Below are 20,252 nucleotides of genomic sequence, written 5' to 3' on the forward strand. Positions count from 1 at the left end.
CCTGCCTCTGTTCAAGGACATGTTATGTATGTTGCTCTCAAACATCTGCATCTGGTGCTGATCGCCTCGGCCGTGCTGATGTTTATGCTGCGTTTTTACTGGGTTCAGAAGGGGACGTCCGGTGCCTATGGCAGCCGGATCCTGCAACTGAGCGGCTGGTTGAATGGGCTGGTGGTGATCTCCGGCGTTCTGCTGTGCATGGTGCTGGATCTCAATCCGCTTAACAACGCCGCCCCCTGGCTCAGCGAGAAGCTGACCGCCATCCTGGTCGTCGCATTTTTAGCCATGATGGCGCTGCGGCTGGCCCGCAACAAGGGTATCCGCTGGTTTGCCTTCCTCGGTGCCTTGGGTTGGCTCTTCTTTATCGCCAAGCTTGCGCTGCAGAAGCAGGCCGGTCTGTTCGGTTAAGGATGATGACTATGATACGCGTAGACGAATGGACCGATTTCGAGGCCCACGATATCGCCGAGCTGGCGTTGTCGGTGAGCGACGAGATCCATGGTATCGGCGGCCGTGGAGATGCCGAGCTGGCCCGGCTCGATGCCTGGCTGGACGAGACGATCGACGAGGGCAACTGCGACGAGGTGCGTCGTCAGCTACTGCAGGGCTTCTACCAGACCCTGGGTTTTCACGGTGACTGGCAGGATTATTTCTCCGCCGCCAATTGTGATCTGGCTCAGGTGCTCGCTCGCAAGCAGGGCATTCCGGTCAGCCTCGGCATCCTCATCATACAGCTGGGTCGCAAGCTCGGGCTGGATGTGGAGGGGATCTGCTTCCCCGGTCACTTCCTGGTGAGCTTCGCCGGCAGCGAAGGCGAGGTCTATGTGGACCCCTTCACCGGCGACGAGCTGAGCCTGCACCGCATCGAGCTGCTGCTGCGCGGCGCCCTCGGCAATCTGGCTACCCTGACCTCCGAACATCTGCAGCCCTCGGGCCAGTGGGAGATCATCGAGCGGCTGCTCAACGTCAGCAAGGGGGCCCTGCTGCGGGAAGATCGCATGACAGAAGCGCTGCGCTGCAGCGAGCTGCTGCTGCGCATGAAGCCCGGCGATCCGCTGGAGACGCGGGATCGGGGCTTCATCTACGAGCAGCTCGACTGCCCGCGCTTCGCCGCCGACGATTTTGAATACTTTATTGAACAATGTCCGGACGATCCGGTGGTCGATGTGCTCAAGGTGCAACTGGCCGCGCTGGATCTTAGCCCCAAGCCCCTTCATTAAGGAGGCCTGGGAACTGAAACAGAAGAATATCAAGGCCGATGTGCCAAGGTGCAACGGACTAACTTGGATTCAAGCTTCTTCACTTAAGGATGCCTGAGATGGAACAGAAGAATATCAAGATCAATGACATCGATGTCGCCAACGACAAACCGTTCGTGCTGTTCGGTGGCATGAACGTGCTGGAATCCCGCGACATGGCGATGGCGGTCTGCGAGAAGTACGTGGAAGTGACCAGCAAGCTTGGCATACCGTTCGTGTTCAAGGCGAGCTGGGACAAGGCCAATCGTTCCTCCATCCACTCCTACCGCGGCCCGGGCCTGGAAGAGGGGATGAAGATCTTTCAGGAGCTGAAGGCGACCTTCGGCATGCCGGTCATCTCGGATCTGCACGAGGTTCATCAGGCCAAACCGGTGGCCGAAGTGGTCGACGTCATTCAGCTGCCCGCCTTCCTGGCGCGCCAGACCGATCTGGTGGAGGCCATGGCCCGCACCGGCAACGTCATCAACATCAAGAAACCGCAGTTCCTGAGCCCGAGCCAGATGAAGAACATCACCGACAAGTTCGAGGAGTGCGGCAACGATCAGCTTATCCTCTGTGAGCGCGGCGCCAACTTCGGTTATGACAATCTGGTGGTAGACATGCTGGGTCTGGGGGTGATGAAGAAGAGCACAGGCGGCTATCCGGTGATCTTCGACGTGACCCACTCATTGCAGTGCCGCGATCCGCTGGGGGCTGCCTCGGGTGGTCGTCGGGATCAGGTGACCGAGCTGGCTCGTGCCGGCATGGCGGTCGGACTGGCTGGTCTTTTCATCGAGTCACACCCGGATCCGAAAGTGGCCCGTTGCGATGGCCCGAGTGCCCTGCCGCTGGACAAGCTGGAAGGTTTCCTCAAGCAGATGAAGGCGATCGACGATCTCATCAAGGGCTTCGAGCCTCTCGATACCTCCGCCTGAGCCACCACGCCGATTTCGTGATGCCAAGTGCCCCGCCATGCGGGGCATTTTTATATCCAGAATGTTTTCATTAAGGTCCAAAATAAATCACTGACCGAATATTTCGCGGTTGCTTTGGTGTTAATGATGTTAAATATGTTGTGTGATTAATGTCTCTTAATTGGTTCTTGTAATGTGTGAAAGTGGCGCCGTTGCGATGACGAAATAGCATGAAGCTGGCGAGAGAACGATGATCTCTCGTTACGGTTTTCTGCATATTTATTTCTGCCATATGAGATATCGATTAATTAACAGGACGTTAATAATGCGAAAGAAAATATTCAGCAGCCTTTATTTTCAGGTGCTGCTTGCGATCACCCTGGGAGTATTTCTGGGGCACGTCTATCCCGACCTTGGGGCGGATATGAAGCCACTGGGTGATGGCTTCGTGAAATTAATCAAGATGATCATCGCCCCCGTTATTTTCTGTACCGTGGTGACAGGCATTGCCGGCATGGAGAGCATGAAGGCGGTGGGGAAAACCGGTGCCATCGCGCTGCTCTACTTTGAAGTGGTGAGCACCATAGCTCTGGTCATCGGGCTGTGCGTGGTCAACCTGCTGCAACCCGGGGTGGGCATGAACGTCGACCCCGCCACGCTGGATGCCAGTTCGATCTCGGCCTATGCCGAGCAGGCCAAGTCGCAGGGCATCATCGCCTTCCTGCTTGATGTGATCCCGGGCAGCGTGATCGGCGCCTTTGCCAGCGGCAATATTCTGCAGGTGTTGTTATTTGCGGTGCTGTTTGGTTTCTCTTTGCATCATATCGGCGAGAAGGGAAAACTGATCTTCAATGTCATCGACAGCTTCTCCCAGGTTATTTTTGGCATCATCAACATGATCATGCGACTGGCGCCGGTCGGGGCATTTGGTGCCATGGCCTTTACCATTGGGAAATATGGTATTGGCTCGCTGATCCAGCTGGGTCAATTAATCGCCTGTTTCTACATCACCTGTCTGCTGTTTATTTTTCTGGTGTTGGGCAGTATCGCCAGAGCGAATGGTTTCAGCATTCTGCGCTTTATTTCCTACATCAAGGAAGAGCTGCTGATCGTGCTGGGAACCTCCTCTTCCGAATCCGTGTTGCCGCGCATGCTAGTCAAGATGGAGGCGCTCGGCTGCAAGAAGTCGGTGGTGGGGCTGGTGATCCCGACCGGTTACTCCTTCAACCTGGACGGCACCTCCATCTATCTGACCATGGCGGCCATCTTCATCGCCCAGGCGACCAACACGCCGCTGGATCTGTTCCAGCAGCTCACCTTGCTGGTGGTGCTGCTCATCTCTTCGAAAGGGGCGGCCGGGGTGACCGGCAGTGGCTTTATCGTGCTGGCGGCCACCATCTCGGCGGTCGGGCACCTGCCGCTCGCCGGGTTGGCGCTGATCCTGGGGATAGATCGTTTCATGTCGGAGGCACGCGCGCTGACCAACTTGATCGGCAACGGGGTGGCGACAGTGGTGGTGGCCCGCTACTGCGACCAGCTCGATGTGAAGCAGATGAATGAGGTGTTGAGCAAACCGCGACACGCCGTCAAAGTGGCGCAGCATTAAGCGGTTCAATGATGGCGCCGCGTGATGAATGGCAGTTTGGACTGCGTGGCTGTGTGCGAGTCACCACGGATGAGTGAATTACGTCCATAAAAAAACGGCCCTAGAGGGCCGTTTTTCATGATGCAGATTACCGCCGAGACAATTACAGGCTCTGGGTAAAGGTACGGGTGACCACGTCACGCTGCTGTTCCGGAGTCAGTGCGTTGAAGCGCACGGCATAGCCGGAAACACGTATGGTCAGCTGCGGGTACTTCTCCGGATTGGCGATGGCGTCTTCCAGAGTCTCGCGGCGCAGCACGTTGACGTTCAGGTGCTGACCACCTTCCACGGCAGGTTCGGCTTGAACCGGCAGCTCGCGGTATTCGAACTGACCCAGGTCAGAGACGCTGACTTCCTGATCGGCGGTGAAGGTGTCGCCCTTGGCGCAGATGCAACGAGCCTGTTGCTTCTCTTCGTCCAGCAGCCAGAAAGAGTTCAGCAGTGCTGCGTTGGTGGACTGGGTGATTTGGATGCCCTTGATCATGGTATGACTCCTCATAGGAAAGCGGATTCAACTGTAAGGAAATTACCCTGATGTATTTAAACCACCGGGATGATTTAAAGGGCCCTTGCCTTACACCTTTACTTTGTTGGGCCATATATACCACGATGGTAATAATACGAAAATTGATCTAAATCAAAAAATACGCGATTTGCGCCTGTGAGTGGGGATTAAATTATTGAGATTAATCAAAAATAGGTCATTTTTATGATTATGTAAGATATCCAAATTATGCATCTTTCATTAATTAAATCTAGTAATTTAACTACATGTTATGGCTATTTCACTCTGTGGAAGTCAGGGCGCAGCTGGCCTCACCGGTAGCCTGGACCATGACACTGGGCTGGATGTCCATCATCCGGCAACCCCGGATTCCCGTCTTCGCTATATAAGGAGGCGGATCCGCCGGGAAGGGCTCAGAGGAAGGGGAGGCCACCCGCCTGGGCACGCTTGGCGAAGAGAGCCGGTTTGGCACCCCGCGTTTTCTGCCACTCTCGATGAGAGGGCATAATGGCCGTAGCGACCCGCCGTATGGGGCTTAGCCGATGGCGCTGCGGTTGCGTCTTGTGGTCTGCCCCCCTATCCTGAGCCCCTTGCCGCATTAATTGAGGATATTGGGGTGCTGACCTGGACAGATGTGATTGGCTCTGAAAAAGAGCAGGACTATTTCAAGGCAACCCTGGCGACCGTCAGGAGCGAGCGTGAAGCGGGCAAGGTGATCTACCCCCCCGCGACCGAGGTGTTCAACGCTTTCAAGCTGACCGAGCTGGATCGGGTCAAGGTGGTGATCCTGGGTCAGGATCCCTATCACGGCCCGAATCAGGCCCATGGCCTCTGTTTCTCGGTGCTACCCGGCGTGCGCACGCCTCCCTCGCTGGTCAACATCTACAAGGAGATGCAGCGGGATCTGCCGGGTTTTGTCACACCCAATCACGGCTTCCTGGAATCTTGGGCCCAGCAGGGAGTGCTGCTGCTCAATACGGTGCTGACGGTACAGGCGGGCCAGGCCCACTCTCACGCCCATCTTGGCTGGGAGACCTTCACCGACAGAGTCATAGAGCAGATCAACGCCAGCTGTCAGGGGGTTGTCTTCCTGCTGTGGGGGGCCCATGCCCAGAAGAAGGGCCGTTTCATCGACCGGCAGCGCCATCACGTGCTGAGTGCTCCCCATCCGAGCCCGCTTTCCGCCCATCGTGGCTTCATAGGTTGTGGTCACTTCTCCGAAACCAACCGTCTGTTGACCCAGCAGGGGATGAGCCCCATCAACTGGCATTCGGTCTGCGAATAAGAGGATAAAGTGGTGCCATGACTGTCACCGGATGTTGGAACAGGATGGCTGGAGCAGGAGTCTGACATTGTGCGTCACTCGGCATTTTGTATGCAGATGACTTGATTGAGTGCAAAGTTGGCGCGATAAATGACCGTATACTCGAAACTGGATCGTCTTATTTCAGCGCAAGGAGTGCCCATGCTAGCCAGTCTGCACAAGGATCATCTCAACATCGCCAGGTTGCTGGTGCTGCTCAAACACAAGCTCGCCGCCATTCGCAATGAACAGCCTGTCAGCTACTTCCTGATCCGGGACGTGGTGGATTATTTGCGGGAGGTGTCGGACAAGTTCCACCATCCGAAAGAGGACATGATCTACGACTACTACTTGAAATACCGGGTAGTGGAAGGCGAAGTCGCCAACCGGCTGCAGGAGGAGCACGCCAGCCTGCTGGAGGCCGGTGCCGAACTCAAGGATATGCTGGAGATGATACTGATGGATGCCGTCATCCCGCTGGATCAGTTCACGACCAAGCTGGAACAGTTTGTGGCGCTGCAAGAGGCGCACATGAACTATGAAGAGGGGGTCATCTTCCCCCATCTGCGTGATTCGCTGACCGAGGACGATTGGCGTCACCTGGAGCAGATCTGGCAGAACCGTGCCATAGGGGATCCCCTGTTTGGCGCCGAGATCAGTCAGCACTTCCAGGAGTTGGCCAAACGCCTGTCGTTGCCACTCTCCTCCTGACAGTCACAAGCCATTAAAAAACAGCGCCCCGGTTAACCGGGGCGCTGTTTTTACAGTTCGATCTCTTCCGAGAGACCTTCGTAGGCGATGTCGATGGATTGCAGCTCCTTCTGCAGGCGATGCTTGTCTTTCAACGCCTCAATCTCACGCCATTTACGTTTCTTTCCCGTTGTCCCGCGGCTACGTGAACCGAGCTCAACCACATCGTCATAATCGAAGTTGAACATTTCCATGGCTCCCTCCTTGGTTATTCTCGTTTTCACAACCCGTATAACATAACGGCATTAAAATTAAAACGTTTTCGTGACGAACTCATGACAGGGCAATCAGCGGCCATAAAAAAACCGGACTCCCTTGCGGGAGCCCGGTTTTTGTCTGCTCTTGGCGCCTTGATTAGAGGCGGCTGGCCAGCATGGTTTCCAGCTTGCCCTGGTCGACGGCGAACATGCGGATCCCTTCGCCCAGCTTCTCGTGGGCCATGGCGTCCTGGTTCAGTTCCCAGCGGAATTCGGCTTCGGTCATCGGGGTCGGCTTGGGCAGGCGATCGCCAGTGTAGTTCAGCTTGCGTACCACGGTGCCTTCGGTCTTGCTCAGCTCTTCCAGCAGGGCCGGGCCTATGGTCAGGCGGTCGCAACCGGCCAGTTCCAGGATCTCGCCGGTATTGCGGAAGCTGGCACCCATGACCACGGTCGGGTAGTCGTGCTGCTTGTAGTAGTCGTAGATGGCGGTGACGGAGACCACGCCCGGATCTTCGCTCGGGGTGTAGTCACGGTTGTGCTTGACCTTGTACCAGTCGAGGATGCGGCCCACGAACGGGGAGATCAGGAAGGCGCCGGCTTCGGCACAGGCACGGGCCTGGGCGAAGGAGAACAGCAGGGTCAGGTTGCACTGGATACCCTCTTTCTCCAGCACCTCGGCGGCACGGATCCCTTCCCAGGTGGAAGCCAGCTTGATCAGGATGCGATCGTTGGCGATGCCTGCTTCGTTGTAGAGGCGGATCAGTTTGCGGGCCTTGGCGATGCTGGCGTCGGTATCAAAGGAGAGACGGGCGTCCACTTCGGTGGAGATGCGGCCTGGGACTATCTTCAACACTTCCAGACCTATGTTGACGGCCAGCTTGTCGCCCGCGTCGATGATTTGCTGTGCCTTGTCCTGGCTCTGGGATTTTGCCCAGTTGATGGCGTCTTCGATCAGCGCCGCGTATTCGGGGATCTCGGATGCCTTCAACACCAGGGAGGGGTTGGTGGTGGCATCGATGGGCTGGTAGCGCTTGATGGCTTCGATATCACCGGTATCGGCGACAACTGTGGTCAGGGCTTTCAGCTGGGTTAATTTATCGGCCATAGCAAATATCATCTCTTAATGAGGGAGGGATCCCGGGGTTGCGGGCGTGAGACGACAGTTCTGAAATAAAATTACAAAATCCCGGCGACTCAGGCTCAGAAAAGCACGATGGGGGAGGCCCATCGCCATTGCCTGCCTAATTAATACGGATGTGGCGCATCCTGCAATAGGGGGGCTTGTATGCTTATCAGCCAGTCGCCGGCGATGCGGGGAATAAGTGGGTCAAAGTGATTGATAAAAAACGACTTTTATCCATTTTTAGCAAATGGATTTATCCCCCGATAAAAACAACTTTTTTGGTTGATTATCGGTTTTGTGTCCTCGATCACATAAATTGTGCGGATAGCCACTTGAAATTTTATTACGTGTAAAACGTTTGGCAAAACGGGGCCATTTTGAAATCCCTTTCAGGTAAACGCTTGCGTCGTGGTTTGCTTTCCCGTGAATGCATCTACCTCTATGTAGATAATTGCTAAATTGTGCTCTTTTGGGTCTAATTTGTCGGCTGATTGATTGGATTCCAAGTTTTGTTGAAAATTTGCGTGTTAAATGAAGCTTTATTGCGCCGGACAGCTCGTTTTTTGTTTTCTCAGTGATCGCGATCACTATTCTGAACTCCCTCGCTATGCTAGATTCCGCCCCTTTAGTGAACCGCTAATTCAGAAACTGACAGCAAGGGGTCAGCGCAGACTGGCCATGGACGTGATAACAACGAGAGAAATATGGACACCTTGATCGCAATGCTAAACGACCTGATGTGGGGAGCCGTGCTCATCTACCTGCTCATCGGGGTCGGCATCTTCTTTACCTTCCGGCTGGGCTTTATCCAGATCCGCCATTTCGGCCACATGTTCTCCGTGTTGCGCAATAGCCGCAAATCGGACAAGGCCGGTATCTCCTCCTTCCAGGCACTCTGTACCAGCCTTGCCGCCCGCGTGGGTACCGGCAACCTGGCCGGTGTGGCCGTGGCCATCTACCTCGGCGGCCCGGGCGCCATCTTCTGGATGTGGCTGATCGCCTTCATCGGCATGGCGACGGCCTTCGTGGAGAGCACCCTGGCCCAGCTCTACAAGGTGAAAGACGAGGACGGCAACTACCGTGGTGGCCCCGCCTACTACATGGAGCGCGGCCTTGGCATGCGCTGGATGGGGGTGCTGTTCTCGCTCTGCCTGATCCTGGCATTCGGTCTGGTGTTCAATGCAGTGCAGGCCAACTCCATCAGCCTGGCGATGAACGTGGCGTTCGGCATTCCCGACTGGGCCAGCGGTCTGGCGCTGGTGATGCTCTCCGGCCTTATCATCTTCGGCGGCATTCGTGGCATAGCCCGTTTCGCCGAACTGGTGGTGCCCTTCATGGCCTTGGCCTACATACTGATGGCGTTGTTCGTGGTGGCGATGAACATCAGCGAACTGCCTGGGGTGTTCAGCCTCATCATCAAGTCTGCCTTCGGCATCGAGCAGGCAGGGTCCGGCGCCATGGGTTACGCCATCTCTCAGGCGATGATCAACGGCATCAAGCGCGGTCTCTTCTCCAACGAGGCGGGCATGGGCTCAGCCCCCAACGCCGCCGCGACAGCGACCCCCTATCCGCCGCACCCGGCCTCCCAGGGCTATGTGCAGATGCTGGGGGTGTTCCTCGACACCATCGTCATCTGTACCTGTACCGCAGCCATCATCTTGATGTCCGGTCAGTTTGAGCCGGGCTCAGGGGTGACCGGGGTCGAGCTGACCCAGCGTGCGCTCTCCTCCCAGATAGGTGGCGGTGGCAACATCTTCATCGCGGCGGCCATCTTCTTCTTCGCCTTCACCTCCATCGTAGCGAACTACTCCTACGCCGAGACCAACCTGGTGTTCCTGGAGCACAACCACAAGGGCGGCCTGATGCTGTTCCGGATGTTCGTGCTGGGCATGGTGATGTTCGGTTCCGTGGGTGAGCTGCCGACCGTGTGGGCCATGGCGGATGTCTCCATGGGGTTGATGGCCATCGTCAACCTGGTGGCCATACTGCTGCTCTCCGGCGTGGCCATCAAGCTGGCCAAGGACTACAACGATCAGCTCAAGCTGGGCAAGGTGCCCACCTTCGATGCCAACAAGTACCCCGAGATCCGCAGCCAGCTGGAAGAGGGGATCTGGGACAACCCGCCCCAAAGCAGCAAGCAGGCCTGAGTCTGACATTCGCTATTGCCTGATGAACAAGGGGAGCCACTGGCTCCCCTTTTGCTTGCGCGGGATCCTGATGGTCGCTCGGCGCTATCGCTGCTCGTCCCATGTGCGGCAGGTCTGGCGCAGCCGCCGCTGCAGTTGCTGCCAGACCTGCTGCCGTTGTCTCGGGGAGAGGGGGGCGTAGCGCCAGCGCCGATAGAGCCAGGCGCAGCGTTCCAGCGGTCGTGCCAGCTTAGGAGCAAGGGATCCGAGCCGTGCGCACCAGCTGGCCAGACTCTCCCCCTCGGCGGGTTGCCACCCCAGGCGGGCGGCACGCCGGCGCAGGGGGCGCCACAGCCGCTGTTGCGGCGGCGCCCGCCCCGGCCACAACAGCAGCGTACCCACCAGGGTGGCCACCCCCAGCAGGCAGGCCAGGATCAGCCAGGCGGTGTGGCTGGCCAACACAGGCCAGCGCGCTCCCACCTGTTGCCACAACAGGGCCGCATCGTAGTTGAGCACGCGCCGGGTCCACTGATAGTCGAGATTGGCGCCCCACCAGCGCAACTGGTTGAGCAGGGCCCAGTTGCGATAGCGCTGCAGCGAGAGGGGATCGGCGGCGGTGAATTCGTCGCTCAGGGCCGCCGTCATGCCTCCCTCTATCCGTTGCGGCGCCACCGCCGCTGTGGGGTCCAGCCGCTGCCAGTCGTCCTGGTCATTGAGGTATTCCACCCAGGCGTGGGCATCGAACTGATGCACCTCAAGGTAGTTGCCTCGGGGATTCCATTCACCGCCGAGATAGCCGGTCACCAGCCGCGCCGGAATGCCGGCTGCCCGCAGCACGAAGGCGGTGGCCATGGCGTAGTGGCCGCAGAAGCCGCGCCGACTGTTGAACAGGAAGTCATCCACCCCATCCGGTCCCAGCAGCGGCGGTTGCAGTGTGTAGTAAAAGGGTTCGCGTCGAAACTCATCGAGCAGGGCCGAGGCCAGCGAAGCCCGGTCGGGATAACGGGCTGCCAAGGTGAGGGCATGGGCGCGAGCCCTGGGGTTGCCGGCCGGGGGCAGTTGCAGGTTGAGCCGCCGGGCGGCGAGGTCGGCCTTGGGCGCAGTTGGCTCGCTGGTGACCCGGTAGCTGATCCTTTGATCCCCCCGATCGCGGCGATACAGGGTAGCCAGCGGGCTGACCAGCACAGGGCCGCTCACCACCCTGGGCCTGGACAGGGCCAGGGTCCAGCGGTGGCGCTGGGGTTCGGCGATCACCTCGTAGCTGGCGCCAGGCAGGGTCCCCGTACTGGCCTGAAGGGGGGCCGTCTGCATGGGTTGGGCTTGTTGCCACTGCCGGATCTCGTCGCTCAGCCGCCAGCGCCGGCCATCGAACAGCTCCTGGCGCATCACGGGAAAATAGCGCTCATTGGCGGGGGGCGGGCCGTCGGCAAAGGTGACACGAAAGGCCAGCTCGGAAGAGTTGACCAGCTCGCTGATGTCGCCGGGGGCCACCTCTTCCGAAAGACCCGACAGGGCGCGGCTGGTGGTCGGCATTTGCCAGAGCGGCGGCAGCCTGGGCAGCACCAGAAACAGGGTCAGCAGCAGGGGAAGGGCCAGCAGCAGCGAGAAACCCGCGCTGCGCCACGGCTGTTTTTGTTCGGGGGCCACGGCGGTCACCAACGCCGTCACCGCCAGCCAGAGGGCCCCCGCCATCGCCAGGGTCCAGCCCATGCTTTGGCGTTGCACCAGCGTCAGTGCGATGAGAAAGAAGGCGAGCAGCAGTACCTGCTCTATATCCCGCTCCCGCCGCACCTCTATGATCTTCAGGCTGTAGCCTAGCCAGAGCAGGTTAATGAGGGCCGGCAAGGTGCCCAGTGCCCGCCACTGCCAGGCCAGCAGCAGGGCCCCGGTGATGGCCAGCAGCGCCAGTGCACGAGCGGGGGGCGCGCGCCAGCCCCGCCACAGCATCATGGCCCGCACGCTCAGGGTGAGGGCGCCGACGGCGACGATCCAGAGCTGCAGCTGGGGCCAGAGTGCCAGCACCAGCAGCAGTTGTTGCAGGGCGATGAGGGGCAGCAGACGCCGGTTATCGAGCAGCATACGGGCTGGCCTCGTCTGTCTGTGCCTGCGGGGGGTCGACGCTGGCCAGTGCCAGCTGGCAGCGCTGGAGAAAGGTGGGGCCACAGTCAGGGCCGAGCGTCTGCCCCGGCAGAGTCAGGGTGAAGGGCACGCCCCGCCTGCCGTAATCACCACACCACCAGGCCAGCACCGCCAGCCGCTGCTCCAGATCCGTGCCCGTCACTCGCGCCAGGCTGAGGTGAGTGTCATCCTGCCTCGGCTCGTGGAACTGTTTGACCAGCAGGCCGCGCCCCTGGGCGAGCTGCTTCCAGGCAATCCGGCCGAAAGGCTCCCCACTCTGGTATGCCCGCAGCATGTCAAAGTCGCCGAGGGGGGCCTGGCCTGGCTGGCCCTGCGCGCCGTGCTGAGCTGACAGCTCCTCGTTTCGCAACAGCCCATGCAGGGGCTTGGGGGAGAGCCAGGCCTCCAGTTGCAGATCCAGCAGCGACCAGCAGCGAAACAGGCCGAGGGGGTAGCGGCTCTCCACCCGCAAGCGTCCCAATGGCAGACGGCCCCGTCGCGGGCCCGGCACCGCCAGGGTCAGGCACTGGGGAGCCGAGCCGGCCTGCGCCAGCCAGAGCGAGCCCTCGTTGAGACTGAAGTGCAGCGCCTGCACCGGGCGCGGGCTCTGCACCGTCACCCGCATGGGCAGCTGGCTGCCCGCCTCCCCCAGCACAGTGGGGCCCCCCAGCAACGCCAGACCCAGCAGGTTGCGATGGGTGAGCCACATGGCGGCCATGAAGAGGCTGCCGAGGAAATAAGATACCAGCAGCACCAGGTTGTTCTGGTAGTTGGTGCCGAGCAGATAGATGGCGATCATCACCAGTAGATAGAGCAGCCCCATGCGAGTAGGCAGGATAAACAGGCTGCGTGGTCCCAGGGTCATCTGGCGGGCAGGGGGGATGCGGCGGGCCAGCCAGCGTCGCTGCCAGCGATCCCTTAACTGGCACCAGCCCATCAGGGGGCGTCTCATCAAGGATTGTCCGGATCGACCCTGGCCAGCAGGCGCTGACTCAGGGGGCAGGCCTCGCCGTGCTGCACGCCGAAGCTGCCTCTGAGCCTGTGCTCGGCCACATAGGGGAAGACGGCCTGCACATCTTCCACAGTGACGAAACGGCGGCCCGCCACCAGCGCCCAGGCTCGGCTCACCGCCAGCAGGGTCTGGGCCGCTCTGGGGGAGAGGGGCTGGGGCAGCTCGGCATCGAAACGGCTCTGCTGCACCAGTGCCAGCAGGTAGTCGAGGGTGGCATCGGAGACATGGATGGCATCCCCTTCGGCCTGCAGGGCAGCAAGCTCGGTGGCATGCAGCTGCGGGGTCAGGGGCTGGCTCTGGCGGTTGCCGCGCAGCAGCTGACGCTCCGCTTCCCGTGGTGGAAAGCCGAGCGACAGCCGTACGGCGAAGCGGTCCAGCTGGGATTCCGGCAGCGGATAGGTGCCCGCCTGATCCGCCGGATTCTGGGTGGCGATGACGAAGAAGGGGGAGGGGAGCGGGTGGGTGTGGCCCTCTATGCTCACCTTGCCCTCGGCCATGGCCTCCAGCAGGGCGCTCTGCACCTTGGGGCTGGCGCGGTTGATCTCGTCCGCCAGCAGCACCTGGGTAAATACGGGGCCGGGGTGAAAGCGAAATTGCTGCTGGTGGGGGTCAAAGATCTGCAGCCCCAGCAGATCGGCCGGCAGCAAATCGGCGGTGAACTGCACTCGCCGGCAGTCCAGCCCCAGAACCTGCGCCAGTCCGTGGGCCAGGGTGGTCTTGCCCATGCCGGGCAGATCCTCGATCAGCAGGTGACCGCGTGCCAGCAGGGTCACCAGGGCTATCTTGAGTTGCAGCGGCTTGCCCAGGATCACCTGCTCCAGTGCCGTCAGCAGTCGTGCTATGTGCTCTTGTCCCTTCACCCGCGCCTCCCTTGTCTCCTTTCGCCCCTACAGCTTATACGTCAGCGGCGGGAGAAGGGGGTAACACAGGGATAAACCCTTGAAACGGACCATGTTTGGCGGTGACTTCACACAGACTTCACCCTGGCGCACAGTGGACACATGCTGGCCGGTTATGTTGACCTCACACGCCACACTGTCGGCGCCCTTACCCATCGCGAGACTTATCCAATGAAACAAAATACAGCCGTGTCGCTGCTGGCACTGAGCGCCCTGCTGCTCTCCCCTCTGTCCCACGGCGAGGGGGCGGATCCCTTGACGGCGGTGGTCGACGGCGCCATCCAGCCGCTGCTCAAGCAGCACAGGATCCCGGGCATGGCGGTTGCCGTGTTCAAGGGGGGCAAGGCGCACTACTTCAACTACGGGGTGGCCAATTGGGAGAGCGGGCGCCGCGTCAGCGAGCAGACCCTGTTCGAGATTGGCTCGGTCAGCAAGACCCTGACCGCGACGCTGGGGGCCTACGCCATCGCCAAGGGGGGCTTTCAGCTGGATGACAAGGTGAGCCAGCAGGCTCCCTGGCTCAAAGGTTCCGCCTTTGATGGCATCACCATGGCTGAGCTCGCCACCTACAGCGCGGGTGGCCTGCCGTTGCAGTTCCCCGATGAGGTGGATTCGAGTGACAAGATGCAGACGTATTACCGGCACTGGGCACCGGCCTATCCGGCGGGCAGCCATCGCCAATATTCCAACCCCAGCATAGGCCTGTTCGGCCAGCTGGCGGCGAGCAGCCTGGGCCAACCATTTGAGCAACTGATGAGCCAGACTCTGCTGCCCGGGCTGGGTCTGCACCACACCTATATTCAGGTCCCCGACGCGGCCATGGCGAACTATGCCTATGGCTATTCGAAGGAAGACAAGCCCATCAGGGTCAATCCGGGCGCGCTGGCGGCAGAGGCCTATGGCATCAAGACCGGCTCGGCAGACCTGCTGAGATTCGTCGAAGCCAACATCGGCTATCAGGGGGATGAGGCGGTAAAGAGCGCGATCGCGCTGACCCACACAGGTTTCTACTCTGTGGGGGAGATGACCCAGGGACTGGGCTGGGAGAGTTACGCCTACCCCGTCACCGAGCAGGCATTGCTGGCGGGCAATTCACCGGCAGTGAGCCTCAAGTCCAATCCGGTCACGCGCTTTGCGGTGCCCAAAGCGATGGGCGAGCAGCGACTCTATAACAAGACGGGCTCGACCAACGGCTTTGGTGCCTATGTGGCGTTCGTGCCGGCCAAGGGAATAGGCATCGTTATGCTGGCCAACCGCAACTATCCCATCGAGGCCAGGGTCAAGGCGGCCCACGCCATCCTGAGCCAGTTGGCGTTGTGATCAGCCGTATGCATCTGTCTGTCGGCCAGGGGGGCGATAGATAAATGTTGTGAAATACGCCGGGCGGCCCCGGCGTATTCGTGTCAGACGCCCGGACTATTGCATCAGCCGACGGGTGAGAATATCCGCCTGTTGCCGGAACCGGGCGAAGTCTTGCTGGCGGCGGCTTCTGGCCACAGTGACCCATTGAATACCGGTCTCATCCCCATGCCGCACCTCGATGAGCAACTCATATCTGGCGTATTGCAGCAGTGCAAACAGCATGCCCGCAATAAACAGCAGGGGGGCCAATATGGTCGTCACCTCGGGCGCTGTATTGAACAGGGGCAGCAGCCAGACGGCGAAGGAAAATATCAGGCCTATGCCGGCAGCCCGCAGCAGCTGTTTGGTCTGGCTAGATTGTCTGGCCTTGATATTCACGATTTTGGCGGGCGGATATTGCTCCCGCTTGATCCTGAGTCGATCTCCGTCGATATCAAAATCCGATGACTGATACATGTTTCACTCCCGCAGCGCCCGACATCATGCGGGCGGCTCATTGGAATTGATATGCCGGGGACGTCAACGGACCAGATTGGTTAATACTCACGGGTGCGTATCAGTGTTTGTCAGTACCGAGGCCATGACGGGCCTGTTGCCCCTCTCTGCATGTCAGTGATGGTGGTTGCCGCCACTCTGTTCGCCATACCGCTTGCTCCCTTTCCAGGCATGCAACGGTTGAAGGTTAACACCCCATATGGCGCCGCTTGCGCTAAAAAAAGTAATCCTGCCTAATTAGAAAATGTCATTAACTGGTTATCTTCTAGTGTGATCAACCATTAAGTTCGTCAGATGCTAGTGATATAGCATGCCAATCCTTGATTACGTGGTTTTAATCTTGTCTGGTTGATTGCGGAGTGTTGCCCTGCCTGCTGGCCGAGCCGGTGAGCGGGGTACCAGGCGCCATCACATCAGAATAGGGAACCTGATCCAGGGGAGAGGAGGCACGGGTGAGATCAGGCAATGCTGTCTGCGCGAGGCCGCGGTATTTAGCCACTTGCCAAGTGGACTCGGTGTCCGCCTCCGATATTTAAATAGGCACCCTGATGCAGGCCAAATAAGCGTGATTGCGGGTAGATGAATATTCATCTCGTCGAACCTGGCTGTCGCCCCATATGACATATCAGGCGCGGGACTGCGCATCAATGCGTGGATCCTGCCGCTTTGACATGAATAAAAGAACATACACACAGGTAGGTTAGTATGCGTCCATCCGCCCCGACCGGGTTGTTACAGCAACCCAAACCGTTTTTCATGATCTTCTTTGTCGAACTCTGGGAACGCTTTGGCTATTACGGCGTACAAGGCATTCTGGCGGTTTTCTTTGTCCAGCAACTGGGTTTTTCACAGGAGCAGTCGTTTATTACTTTCGGCGCCTTTTCGGCGCTGGTATATGGACTGATCTCGGTCGGCGGCTATGTGGGTGACCATATTCTGGGCACCAAGCGCACCATGGTATTGGGGGCCATAGTGCTGGTCATCGGTTATTTCATGACCGGCATGTCGATCTACAATCCCGACCTCATCTTCTATGCCCTGGGCACCATCGCCGTGGGCAACTGCCTGTTCAAGGCCAACCCGGCCAGCCTGCTGGCCAAGTGCTATGGGCCAAGGGATCCCCGTCTGGACGGGGCCTTCACTCTGTTCTACATGTCGATCAATATTGGCTCCCTGATATCCCTCTCGCTGGCCCCGGTCATTGCCGATCATTACGGCTATACGGTGACCTACAACCTGTGCGGGGTCGGCCTCATCATAGCGCTGCTGACCTTCTTTGCCTGCCGCAACATGGTCAGGGACATTGGCTCGGAGCCGGATCATCTGCCGCTCGATTACGGCAAGCTGCTGCTGGTCTTGCTGGGGGCGGTGGCGCTGGTCTTCTTCTGCGCCTGGCTGATGCACCACGTGGTGATCGCCAACATGGTGTTGATGACGGTGACCCTGGTGGTGGTGATCTTCTTCTTCCGCGAGGCGTTCAAGCTGGATCGCATCCACCGCAACAAGATGTACGTGGCCTTCGTGCTGATGCTGGAGGCCGTGGTGTTCTACGTGCTCTATGCCCAGATGCCGACCTCGCTTAATTTCTTTGCCATCAACAACATGCACCACGAGATGCTGGGCTTTACCGTCAATCCGATCAGCTTTCAGGCCCTGAACCCCTTCTGGGTGGTGGTGGGCAGCCCTGTGCTGGCCATGATCTATACCCGCATGGGCAGCCAGGGGCGGGATCTGACCATGCCGCTCAAGTTTACCCTGGGCATGTTCTTCTGCTCCCTTGGCTTCCTGACCGCGGCGGCGGCGGGCATCTGGTTTGCCGATGCCGGCGGGCTGACCTCGCCCTGGTTCATGGTGCTCATCTACCTGTTCCAGAGCCTGGGCGAGCTGATGATCAGCGCCCTGGGACTGGCCATGGTGGCGGCGCTGGTGCCGCAGCGGTTGATGGGCTTCATCCTGGGGATGTGGTTCCTGACCCAGGCGATGGCATCCCTGCTGGGGGGCTATGTGGCGACCTTTACCGCAGTGCCGCAAGGGGTGACGGATCCACTGCTGACGCTGCCCATCTATACGGATGTGTTTGGCAAGATAGGGCTGGCGACGCTGCTGGTGGCCGTGGTGATGGCGCTGATGGTGCCTTGGCTCAACCGCATGATGAATGCCGGCCCGGCGGATAAAGAGGATGTGCTCCCGCAGCAGGCCAAGGCCTGATGGATATGGTGAGGGGGAGGCAGGTGTTCGCTGCCTCCCCCTTGCCGGTCAACCGTACTGCTCTTCCATCCAGGCTTCGACGATAAGCTGGGCTGAGACCCCGTCCACGCTGCCCTTGTCGAGCGCCTTGTAGCCACCCCGTTCAAACAGGCGGGCGCGGGCATCCGTGGTGGTGAGCCGCTCGTCCTTGAACTCTACCTGCTTGCCGAAACGGCCGTGCAGACGGTTGCCGAACTTGCGAGCTCGTACCGTGATCTCCTGCTCGGTGCCATCCATGTTGAGCGGCAGACCGACCACCAGCAGGTCCGGTTGCCACTCCTTGAGCAGCTTTTCGACGTCGTCCCAGTTGGGGACACCGTCGTTGGCCTTGATGGCGCGCAGGGGCTGGGCCGTGCCGGTAAGCTCCTGGCCGATGGCGACCCCTATGCTCTTGGTGCCGTAGTCAAAGCCCATGATACTGCGTGATGACATTGAATGATTTCCTCAATCCCGTGACGGGAGGGGTGGCAAGCACATCAGCTGTGGCCGATGTCGCTGGATAGATGAATGGGATTGACCCCTATGCTGGCGGCGGCTTGCTGCCAGCGCTGGTGAATGGGGGTCTTGAAGACCAGATCCGGGTTGGGCGGGATCACCAGCCAGGCGCCGTCCACCAGCTCTTGTTCCAGTTGACCCGCACTCCAGCCAGCGTAGCCGAGCGCCACCAGCCAGTGATCCGGGGCCAGCTCTGTGCCCAGCGTTTCCAGTATGTCTTTTGATGTGGTCACCATGAGTTCATCTCCCACCTGCAGGGTGGAGTTGAACCCAGGGCGGAAGCTGTGCAGCACGAAACCGCGATCGGCATGCACCGGCCCGCCTTGCAACACCGGCTGTTTGAGCTCCGGGTTGGCGGGAGGATCGAGCTTGAGCTGGGCCAGCATGGCATCCAGCGACATGTCCACCGGGATGTTGACTACCAGCCCCATGGCGCCCTCTTCGTTGTGCTCGCACAGGTAAACCAGCGAACGCTCGAAATAGGGATCGGAGAGGCTCGGCATGGCGAGCAAGAAATGATTTTGCAGTGTTTGCATATGGGCCAAATATTGCAAAGGTATTTGAGTCAATTATGGCAGTTAGCCGTGTCAGGCAAAACCGCTTTTTATCGGCGTGCCCCCCCTATCTGGATGGGAGGCAATGCACCGATGAGATATCACATACACAGCGCCATGTCGGGGCTGGGTCGAAGAGCAAAGAGGCTGCACCCTGTACCGCCTCTTTGTCATTCGGATATGCGACGCTATCTGGCACCGGTCAGATGACGTAGGTTGTGACCTCCATCCGTACCGCAGACAGGTTTGAACCAACCAGCACGATAGCCGCAGGCCCCAGAAGGCTTACCGTGCCAGCCGACGCTCGATGGCATCCATCAGCATGCCAGTGATGGAGACATCAAAGGCGGCCTCGATCTCGCGGATACAGGTCGGGCTGGTGACGTTAATCTCGGTTAGCCGATCGCCTATGATGTCGAGGCCGACGAAGATGAGGCCCTTGGCCTTGAGAGTCGGGCCGACGGCGCGGGCGATGGCCCAGTCCGCTTCGCTCAAGGGGCGCGCCTCACCACGGCCACCGGCCGCCAGGTTGCCACGGGTCTCCCCCTGCGCCGGAATGCGCGCCAGGCAATAGGGTACGGGTTCACCGTCCACCACCAGCACCCGCTTGTCGCCATCCTTGATGGCGGGCAGGTAGGTCTGGGCCATGCAGTACTGGCTGCCGTGCTCGGTGAGTGTTTCGATGATGACGCCCACGTTGGCGTCATCTTCCTTCATGCGGAAGATGGAGGCGCCGCCCATGCCGTCCAGCGGCTTGAGGATCACGTCCTTGTGCTTCGCGTGGAAGGCACGCAGCTTGTCGGCGCGGCGGGTCACCAGCGTGGTCGGGGTGTGCTCGGCAAACCAGGCGGTGTAGAGCTTCTCGTTGGCATCGCGCAGGCTCTGCGGCTTGTTGACGATGAGGCAGCCCTCATCTTCGGCCCGCTCCAGCATGTAGGTGGCGTAGATGAACTCGGTATCGAACGGCGGATCCTTGCGCATCAGGATCACGTCCAGGGTGGAGAGGGGCTGATCCACCACCTCGCCCAGGCTGAACCAGTCGGCGTAGTCATATTTGACCGTCAACGGGCGCATGGTGCCAAAGGCGCGGCCCGCCTCCATGTAAAGATCCGACATCTCCAGATAGAAGAGCTCATAGCCGCGCTTTTGCGCCTCTTCGAGCATGGCGAAGCTGGAGTCCTTCTTGATATTGATGGCCGAGATGGGGTCCATCACTATGCCGAGTTTAATGGTCATCCGAATGTCCTTCTGGTAGCTCGATTGCGT

19 protein-coding genes are annotated in these 20,252 nt (G+C 59.6%); 9 read left to right on the forward strand and 10 right to left on the reverse strand.

Annotation, left to right across the window (positions count from 1 at the left end; translation table 11 throughout):
- Positions 1-24 precede the first annotated feature (24 nt).
- The 4 genes from ACW5XD_RS06555 to ACW5XD_RS06570 all read left to right on the forward strand — a co-directional run bounded on the left by ACW5XD_RS06555 (position 25) and on the right by ACW5XD_RS06570 (position 3,758).
- A complete protein-coding gene (locus ACW5XD_RS06555) occupies positions 25-408 on the forward strand; it encodes a SirB2 family protein (RefSeq protein ID WP_456494174.1) in 384 nt (127 codons plus the stop codon).
- A gap of 11 nt (positions 409-419) precedes the next feature.
- A complete protein-coding gene (locus ACW5XD_RS06560) occupies positions 420-1,220 on the forward strand; it encodes a SirB1 family protein (RefSeq protein WP_456494175.1) in 801 nt (266 codons plus the stop codon).
- Positions 1,221-1,318: 98 nt separating this feature from the next.
- The gene (kdsA, locus tag ACW5XD_RS06565; RefSeq protein WP_005317003.1) at positions 1,319-2,173 is read left to right on the forward strand and encodes a 3-deoxy-8-phosphooctulonate synthase; all 855 of its coding nucleotides are present in this window, start codon (positions 1,319-1,321) and stop codon (positions 2,171-2,173) included.
- A 304-nt stretch (positions 2,174-2,477) separates the two neighbouring features.
- A complete protein-coding gene (locus tag ACW5XD_RS06570) occupies positions 2,478-3,758 on the forward strand; it encodes a dicarboxylate/amino acid:cation symporter (RefSeq protein WP_456494176.1) in 1,281 nt (426 codons plus the stop codon).
- A gap of 142 nt (positions 3,759-3,900) precedes the next feature.
- Here the strand turns inward: ACW5XD_RS06570 and grcA are convergent, their stop codons facing one another.
- Entirely contained in the window at positions 3,901-4,281 is a 381-nt protein-coding gene (gene grcA / locus ACW5XD_RS06575) for an autonomous glycyl radical cofactor GrcA (protein ID WP_042867771.1), read from the reverse strand.
- 637 nt (positions 4,282-4,918) lie between these two features.
- Between grcA and ung the strand changes: the two genes are divergently transcribed.
- Both ung and ACW5XD_RS06585 read left to right on the forward strand, forming a co-directional pair.
- Entirely contained in the window at positions 4,919-5,587 is a 669-nt protein-coding gene (gene ung, locus ACW5XD_RS06580) for a uracil-DNA glycosylase (RefSeq protein WP_456494177.1), read from the forward strand.
- Positions 5,588-5,767: 180 nt separating this feature from the next.
- Entirely contained in the window at positions 5,768-6,316 is a 549-nt protein-coding gene (locus tag ACW5XD_RS06585; protein WP_456494178.1) for a hemerythrin domain-containing protein, read from the forward strand.
- Positions 6,317-6,366: 50 nt separating this feature from the next.
- Here ACW5XD_RS06585 and ACW5XD_RS06590 read toward each other — a convergent pair whose 3' ends face one another.
- The gene (locus ACW5XD_RS06590) at positions 6,367-6,549 is read right to left on the reverse strand and encodes a DUF3545 family protein (protein WP_042867775.1); all 183 of its coding nucleotides are present in this window, start codon (positions 6,547-6,549) and stop codon (positions 6,367-6,369) included.
- Between the two features lie 160 nt (positions 6,550-6,709).
- Positions 6,710-7,660, reverse strand: a complete 951-nt coding sequence (tal, locus tag ACW5XD_RS06595) for a transaldolase (protein ID WP_456494179.1) — start codon at positions 7,658-7,660, stop codon at positions 6,710-6,712.
- A 722-nt stretch (positions 7,661-8,382) separates the two neighbouring features.
- Here tal and ACW5XD_RS06600 point away from each other — a divergent pair.
- Complete coding sequence (locus ACW5XD_RS06600) at positions 8,383-9,825, forward strand: alanine/glycine:cation symporter family protein (protein ID WP_456494180.1); 1,443 nt, start codon at positions 8,383-8,385, stop codon at positions 9,823-9,825.
- Positions 9,826-9,909: 84 nt separating this feature from the next.
- Here ACW5XD_RS06600 and ACW5XD_RS06605 read toward each other — a convergent pair whose 3' ends face one another.
- The 3 genes from ACW5XD_RS06605 to ACW5XD_RS06615 are packed head-to-tail and all read right to left on the reverse strand — an operon-like array spanning position 9,910 to position 13,794.
- Complete coding sequence (locus ACW5XD_RS06605) at positions 9,910-11,883, reverse strand: transglutaminase family protein (RefSeq protein WP_456494181.1); 1,974 nt, start codon at positions 11,881-11,883, stop codon at positions 9,910-9,912.
- Positions 11,870-12,859, reverse strand: coding sequence for a DUF58 domain-containing protein (locus tag ACW5XD_RS06610; protein ID WP_456494323.1), 990 nt, complete (start codon positions 12,857-12,859; stop codon positions 11,870-11,872). The genes ACW5XD_RS06605 and ACW5XD_RS06610 overlap by 14 nt, the downstream gene beginning before the upstream one ends.
- Positions 12,860-12,873: 14 nt before the next feature.
- Positions 12,874-13,794: an AAA family ATPase gene (locus ACW5XD_RS06615; protein ID WP_456494182.1), complete on the reverse strand. Its 921-nt coding sequence runs from the start codon at positions 13,792-13,794 to the stop codon at positions 12,874-12,876.
- A gap of 210 nt (positions 13,795-14,004) precedes the next feature.
- Here ACW5XD_RS06615 and ampC point away from each other — a divergent pair, with 210 nt between their 5' ends.
- Positions 14,005-15,153 carry an FOX/MOX family class C beta-lactamase gene (ampC, locus tag ACW5XD_RS06620; protein ID WP_456494183.1) on the forward strand — a complete coding sequence of 383 codons (1,149 nt, stop codon included), beginning with the start codon at positions 14,005-14,007 and terminating at the stop codon, positions 15,151-15,153.
- Positions 15,154-15,249: 96 nt separating this feature from the next.
- Here the strand turns inward: ampC and ACW5XD_RS06625 are convergent, their stop codons facing one another.
- On the reverse strand, positions 15,250-15,651 hold the full coding sequence (locus ACW5XD_RS06625) for a hypothetical protein (protein WP_456494184.1): 402 nt from the start codon (positions 15,649-15,651) through the stop codon (positions 15,250-15,252).
- A 744-nt stretch (positions 15,652-16,395) separates the two neighbouring features.
- Between ACW5XD_RS06625 and dtpB the strand changes: the two genes are divergently transcribed.
- Positions 16,396-17,898, forward strand: a complete 1,503-nt coding sequence (dtpB, locus tag ACW5XD_RS06630) for a dipeptide/tripeptide permease DtpB (RefSeq protein WP_456494185.1) — start codon at positions 16,396-16,398, stop codon at positions 17,896-17,898.
- A 48-nt stretch (positions 17,899-17,946) separates the two neighbouring features.
- On the opposite strand, the gene ruvX is transcribed toward dtpB, so the two are convergent.
- From ruvX to gshB, 3 genes are all read right to left on the reverse strand, one after another.
- Complete coding sequence (gene ruvX / locus ACW5XD_RS06635) at positions 17,947-18,369, reverse strand: Holliday junction resolvase RuvX (protein WP_042867427.1); 423 nt, start codon at positions 18,367-18,369, stop codon at positions 17,947-17,949.
- 44 nt (positions 18,370-18,413) lie between these two features.
- Positions 18,414-18,968 carry a YqgE/AlgH family protein gene (locus ACW5XD_RS06640; protein ID WP_456494186.1) on the reverse strand — a complete coding sequence of 185 codons (555 nt, stop codon included), beginning with the start codon at positions 18,966-18,968 and terminating at the stop codon, positions 18,414-18,416.
- Positions 18,969-19,271: 303 nt separating this feature from the next.
- Positions 19,272-20,222 (reverse strand): glutathione synthase, encoded by a 951-nt coding sequence (gene gshB, locus ACW5XD_RS06645; protein ID WP_456494187.1) that lies wholly within the window; start codon positions 20,220-20,222, stop codon positions 19,272-19,274.
- Positions 20,223-20,252: the final 30 nt, after the last annotated feature.

This window comes from Aeromonas enterica (assembly GCF_054052465.1).

Coding starts and splice junctions, on each gene's coding strand:
- tal (WP_456494179.1), bottom strand. CDS start 7,660: ATGGCCGATAAATTAACCCAGCTGAAAGCCCTGACCACAGTTGTCGCC.
- ACW5XD_RS06625 (WP_456494184.1), bottom strand. CDS start 15,651: ATGTATCAGTCATCGGATTTTGATATCGACGGAGATCGACTCAGGATC.
- ACW5XD_RS06610 (WP_456494323.1), bottom strand. CDS start 12,859: ATGGGCTGGTGCCAGTTAAGGGATCGCTGGCAGCGACGCTGGCTGGCC.
- ACW5XD_RS06570 (WP_456494176.1), top strand. CDS start 2,478: ATGCGAAAGAAAATATTCAGCAGCCTTTATTTTCAGGTGCTGCTTGCG.
- kdsA (WP_005317003.1), top strand. CDS start 1,319: ATGGAACAGAAGAATATCAAGATCAATGACATCGATGTCGCCAACGAC.
- ruvX (WP_042867427.1), bottom strand. CDS start 18,369: ATGTCATCACGCAGTATCATGGGCTTTGACTACGGCACCAAGAGCATA.
- gshB (WP_456494187.1), bottom strand. CDS start 20,222: ATGACCATTAAACTCGGCATAGTGATGGACCCCATCTCGGCCATCAAT.
- ampC (WP_456494183.1), top strand. CDS start 14,005: ATGAAACAAAATACAGCCGTGTCGCTGCTGGCACTGAGCGCCCTGCTG.
- ACW5XD_RS06600 (WP_456494180.1), top strand. CDS start 8,383: ATGGACACCTTGATCGCAATGCTAAACGACCTGATGTGGGGAGCCGTG.
- ACW5XD_RS06555 (WP_456494174.1), top strand. CDS start 25: ATGTATGTTGCTCTCAAACATCTGCATCTGGTGCTGATCGCCTCGGCC.
- ACW5XD_RS06605 (WP_456494181.1), bottom strand. CDS start 11,883: ATGCTGCTCGATAACCGGCGTCTGCTGCCCCTCATCGCCCTGCAACAA.
- grcA (WP_042867771.1), bottom strand. CDS start 4,281: ATGATCAAGGGCATCCAAATCACCCAGTCCACCAACGCAGCACTGCTG.
- dtpB (WP_456494185.1), top strand. CDS start 16,396: ATGCGTCCATCCGCCCCGACCGGGTTGTTACAGCAACCCAAACCGTTT.
- ACW5XD_RS06590 (WP_042867775.1), bottom strand. CDS start 6,549: ATGGAAATGTTCAACTTCGATTATGACGATGTGGTTGAGCTCGGTTCA.
- ACW5XD_RS06560 (WP_456494175.1), top strand. CDS start 420: ATGATACGCGTAGACGAATGGACCGATTTCGAGGCCCACGATATCGCC.
- ACW5XD_RS06640 (WP_456494186.1), bottom strand. CDS start 18,968: ATGCAAACACTGCAAAATCATTTCTTGCTCGCCATGCCGAGCCTCTCC.
- ACW5XD_RS06585 (WP_456494178.1), top strand. CDS start 5,768: ATGCTAGCCAGTCTGCACAAGGATCATCTCAACATCGCCAGGTTGCTG.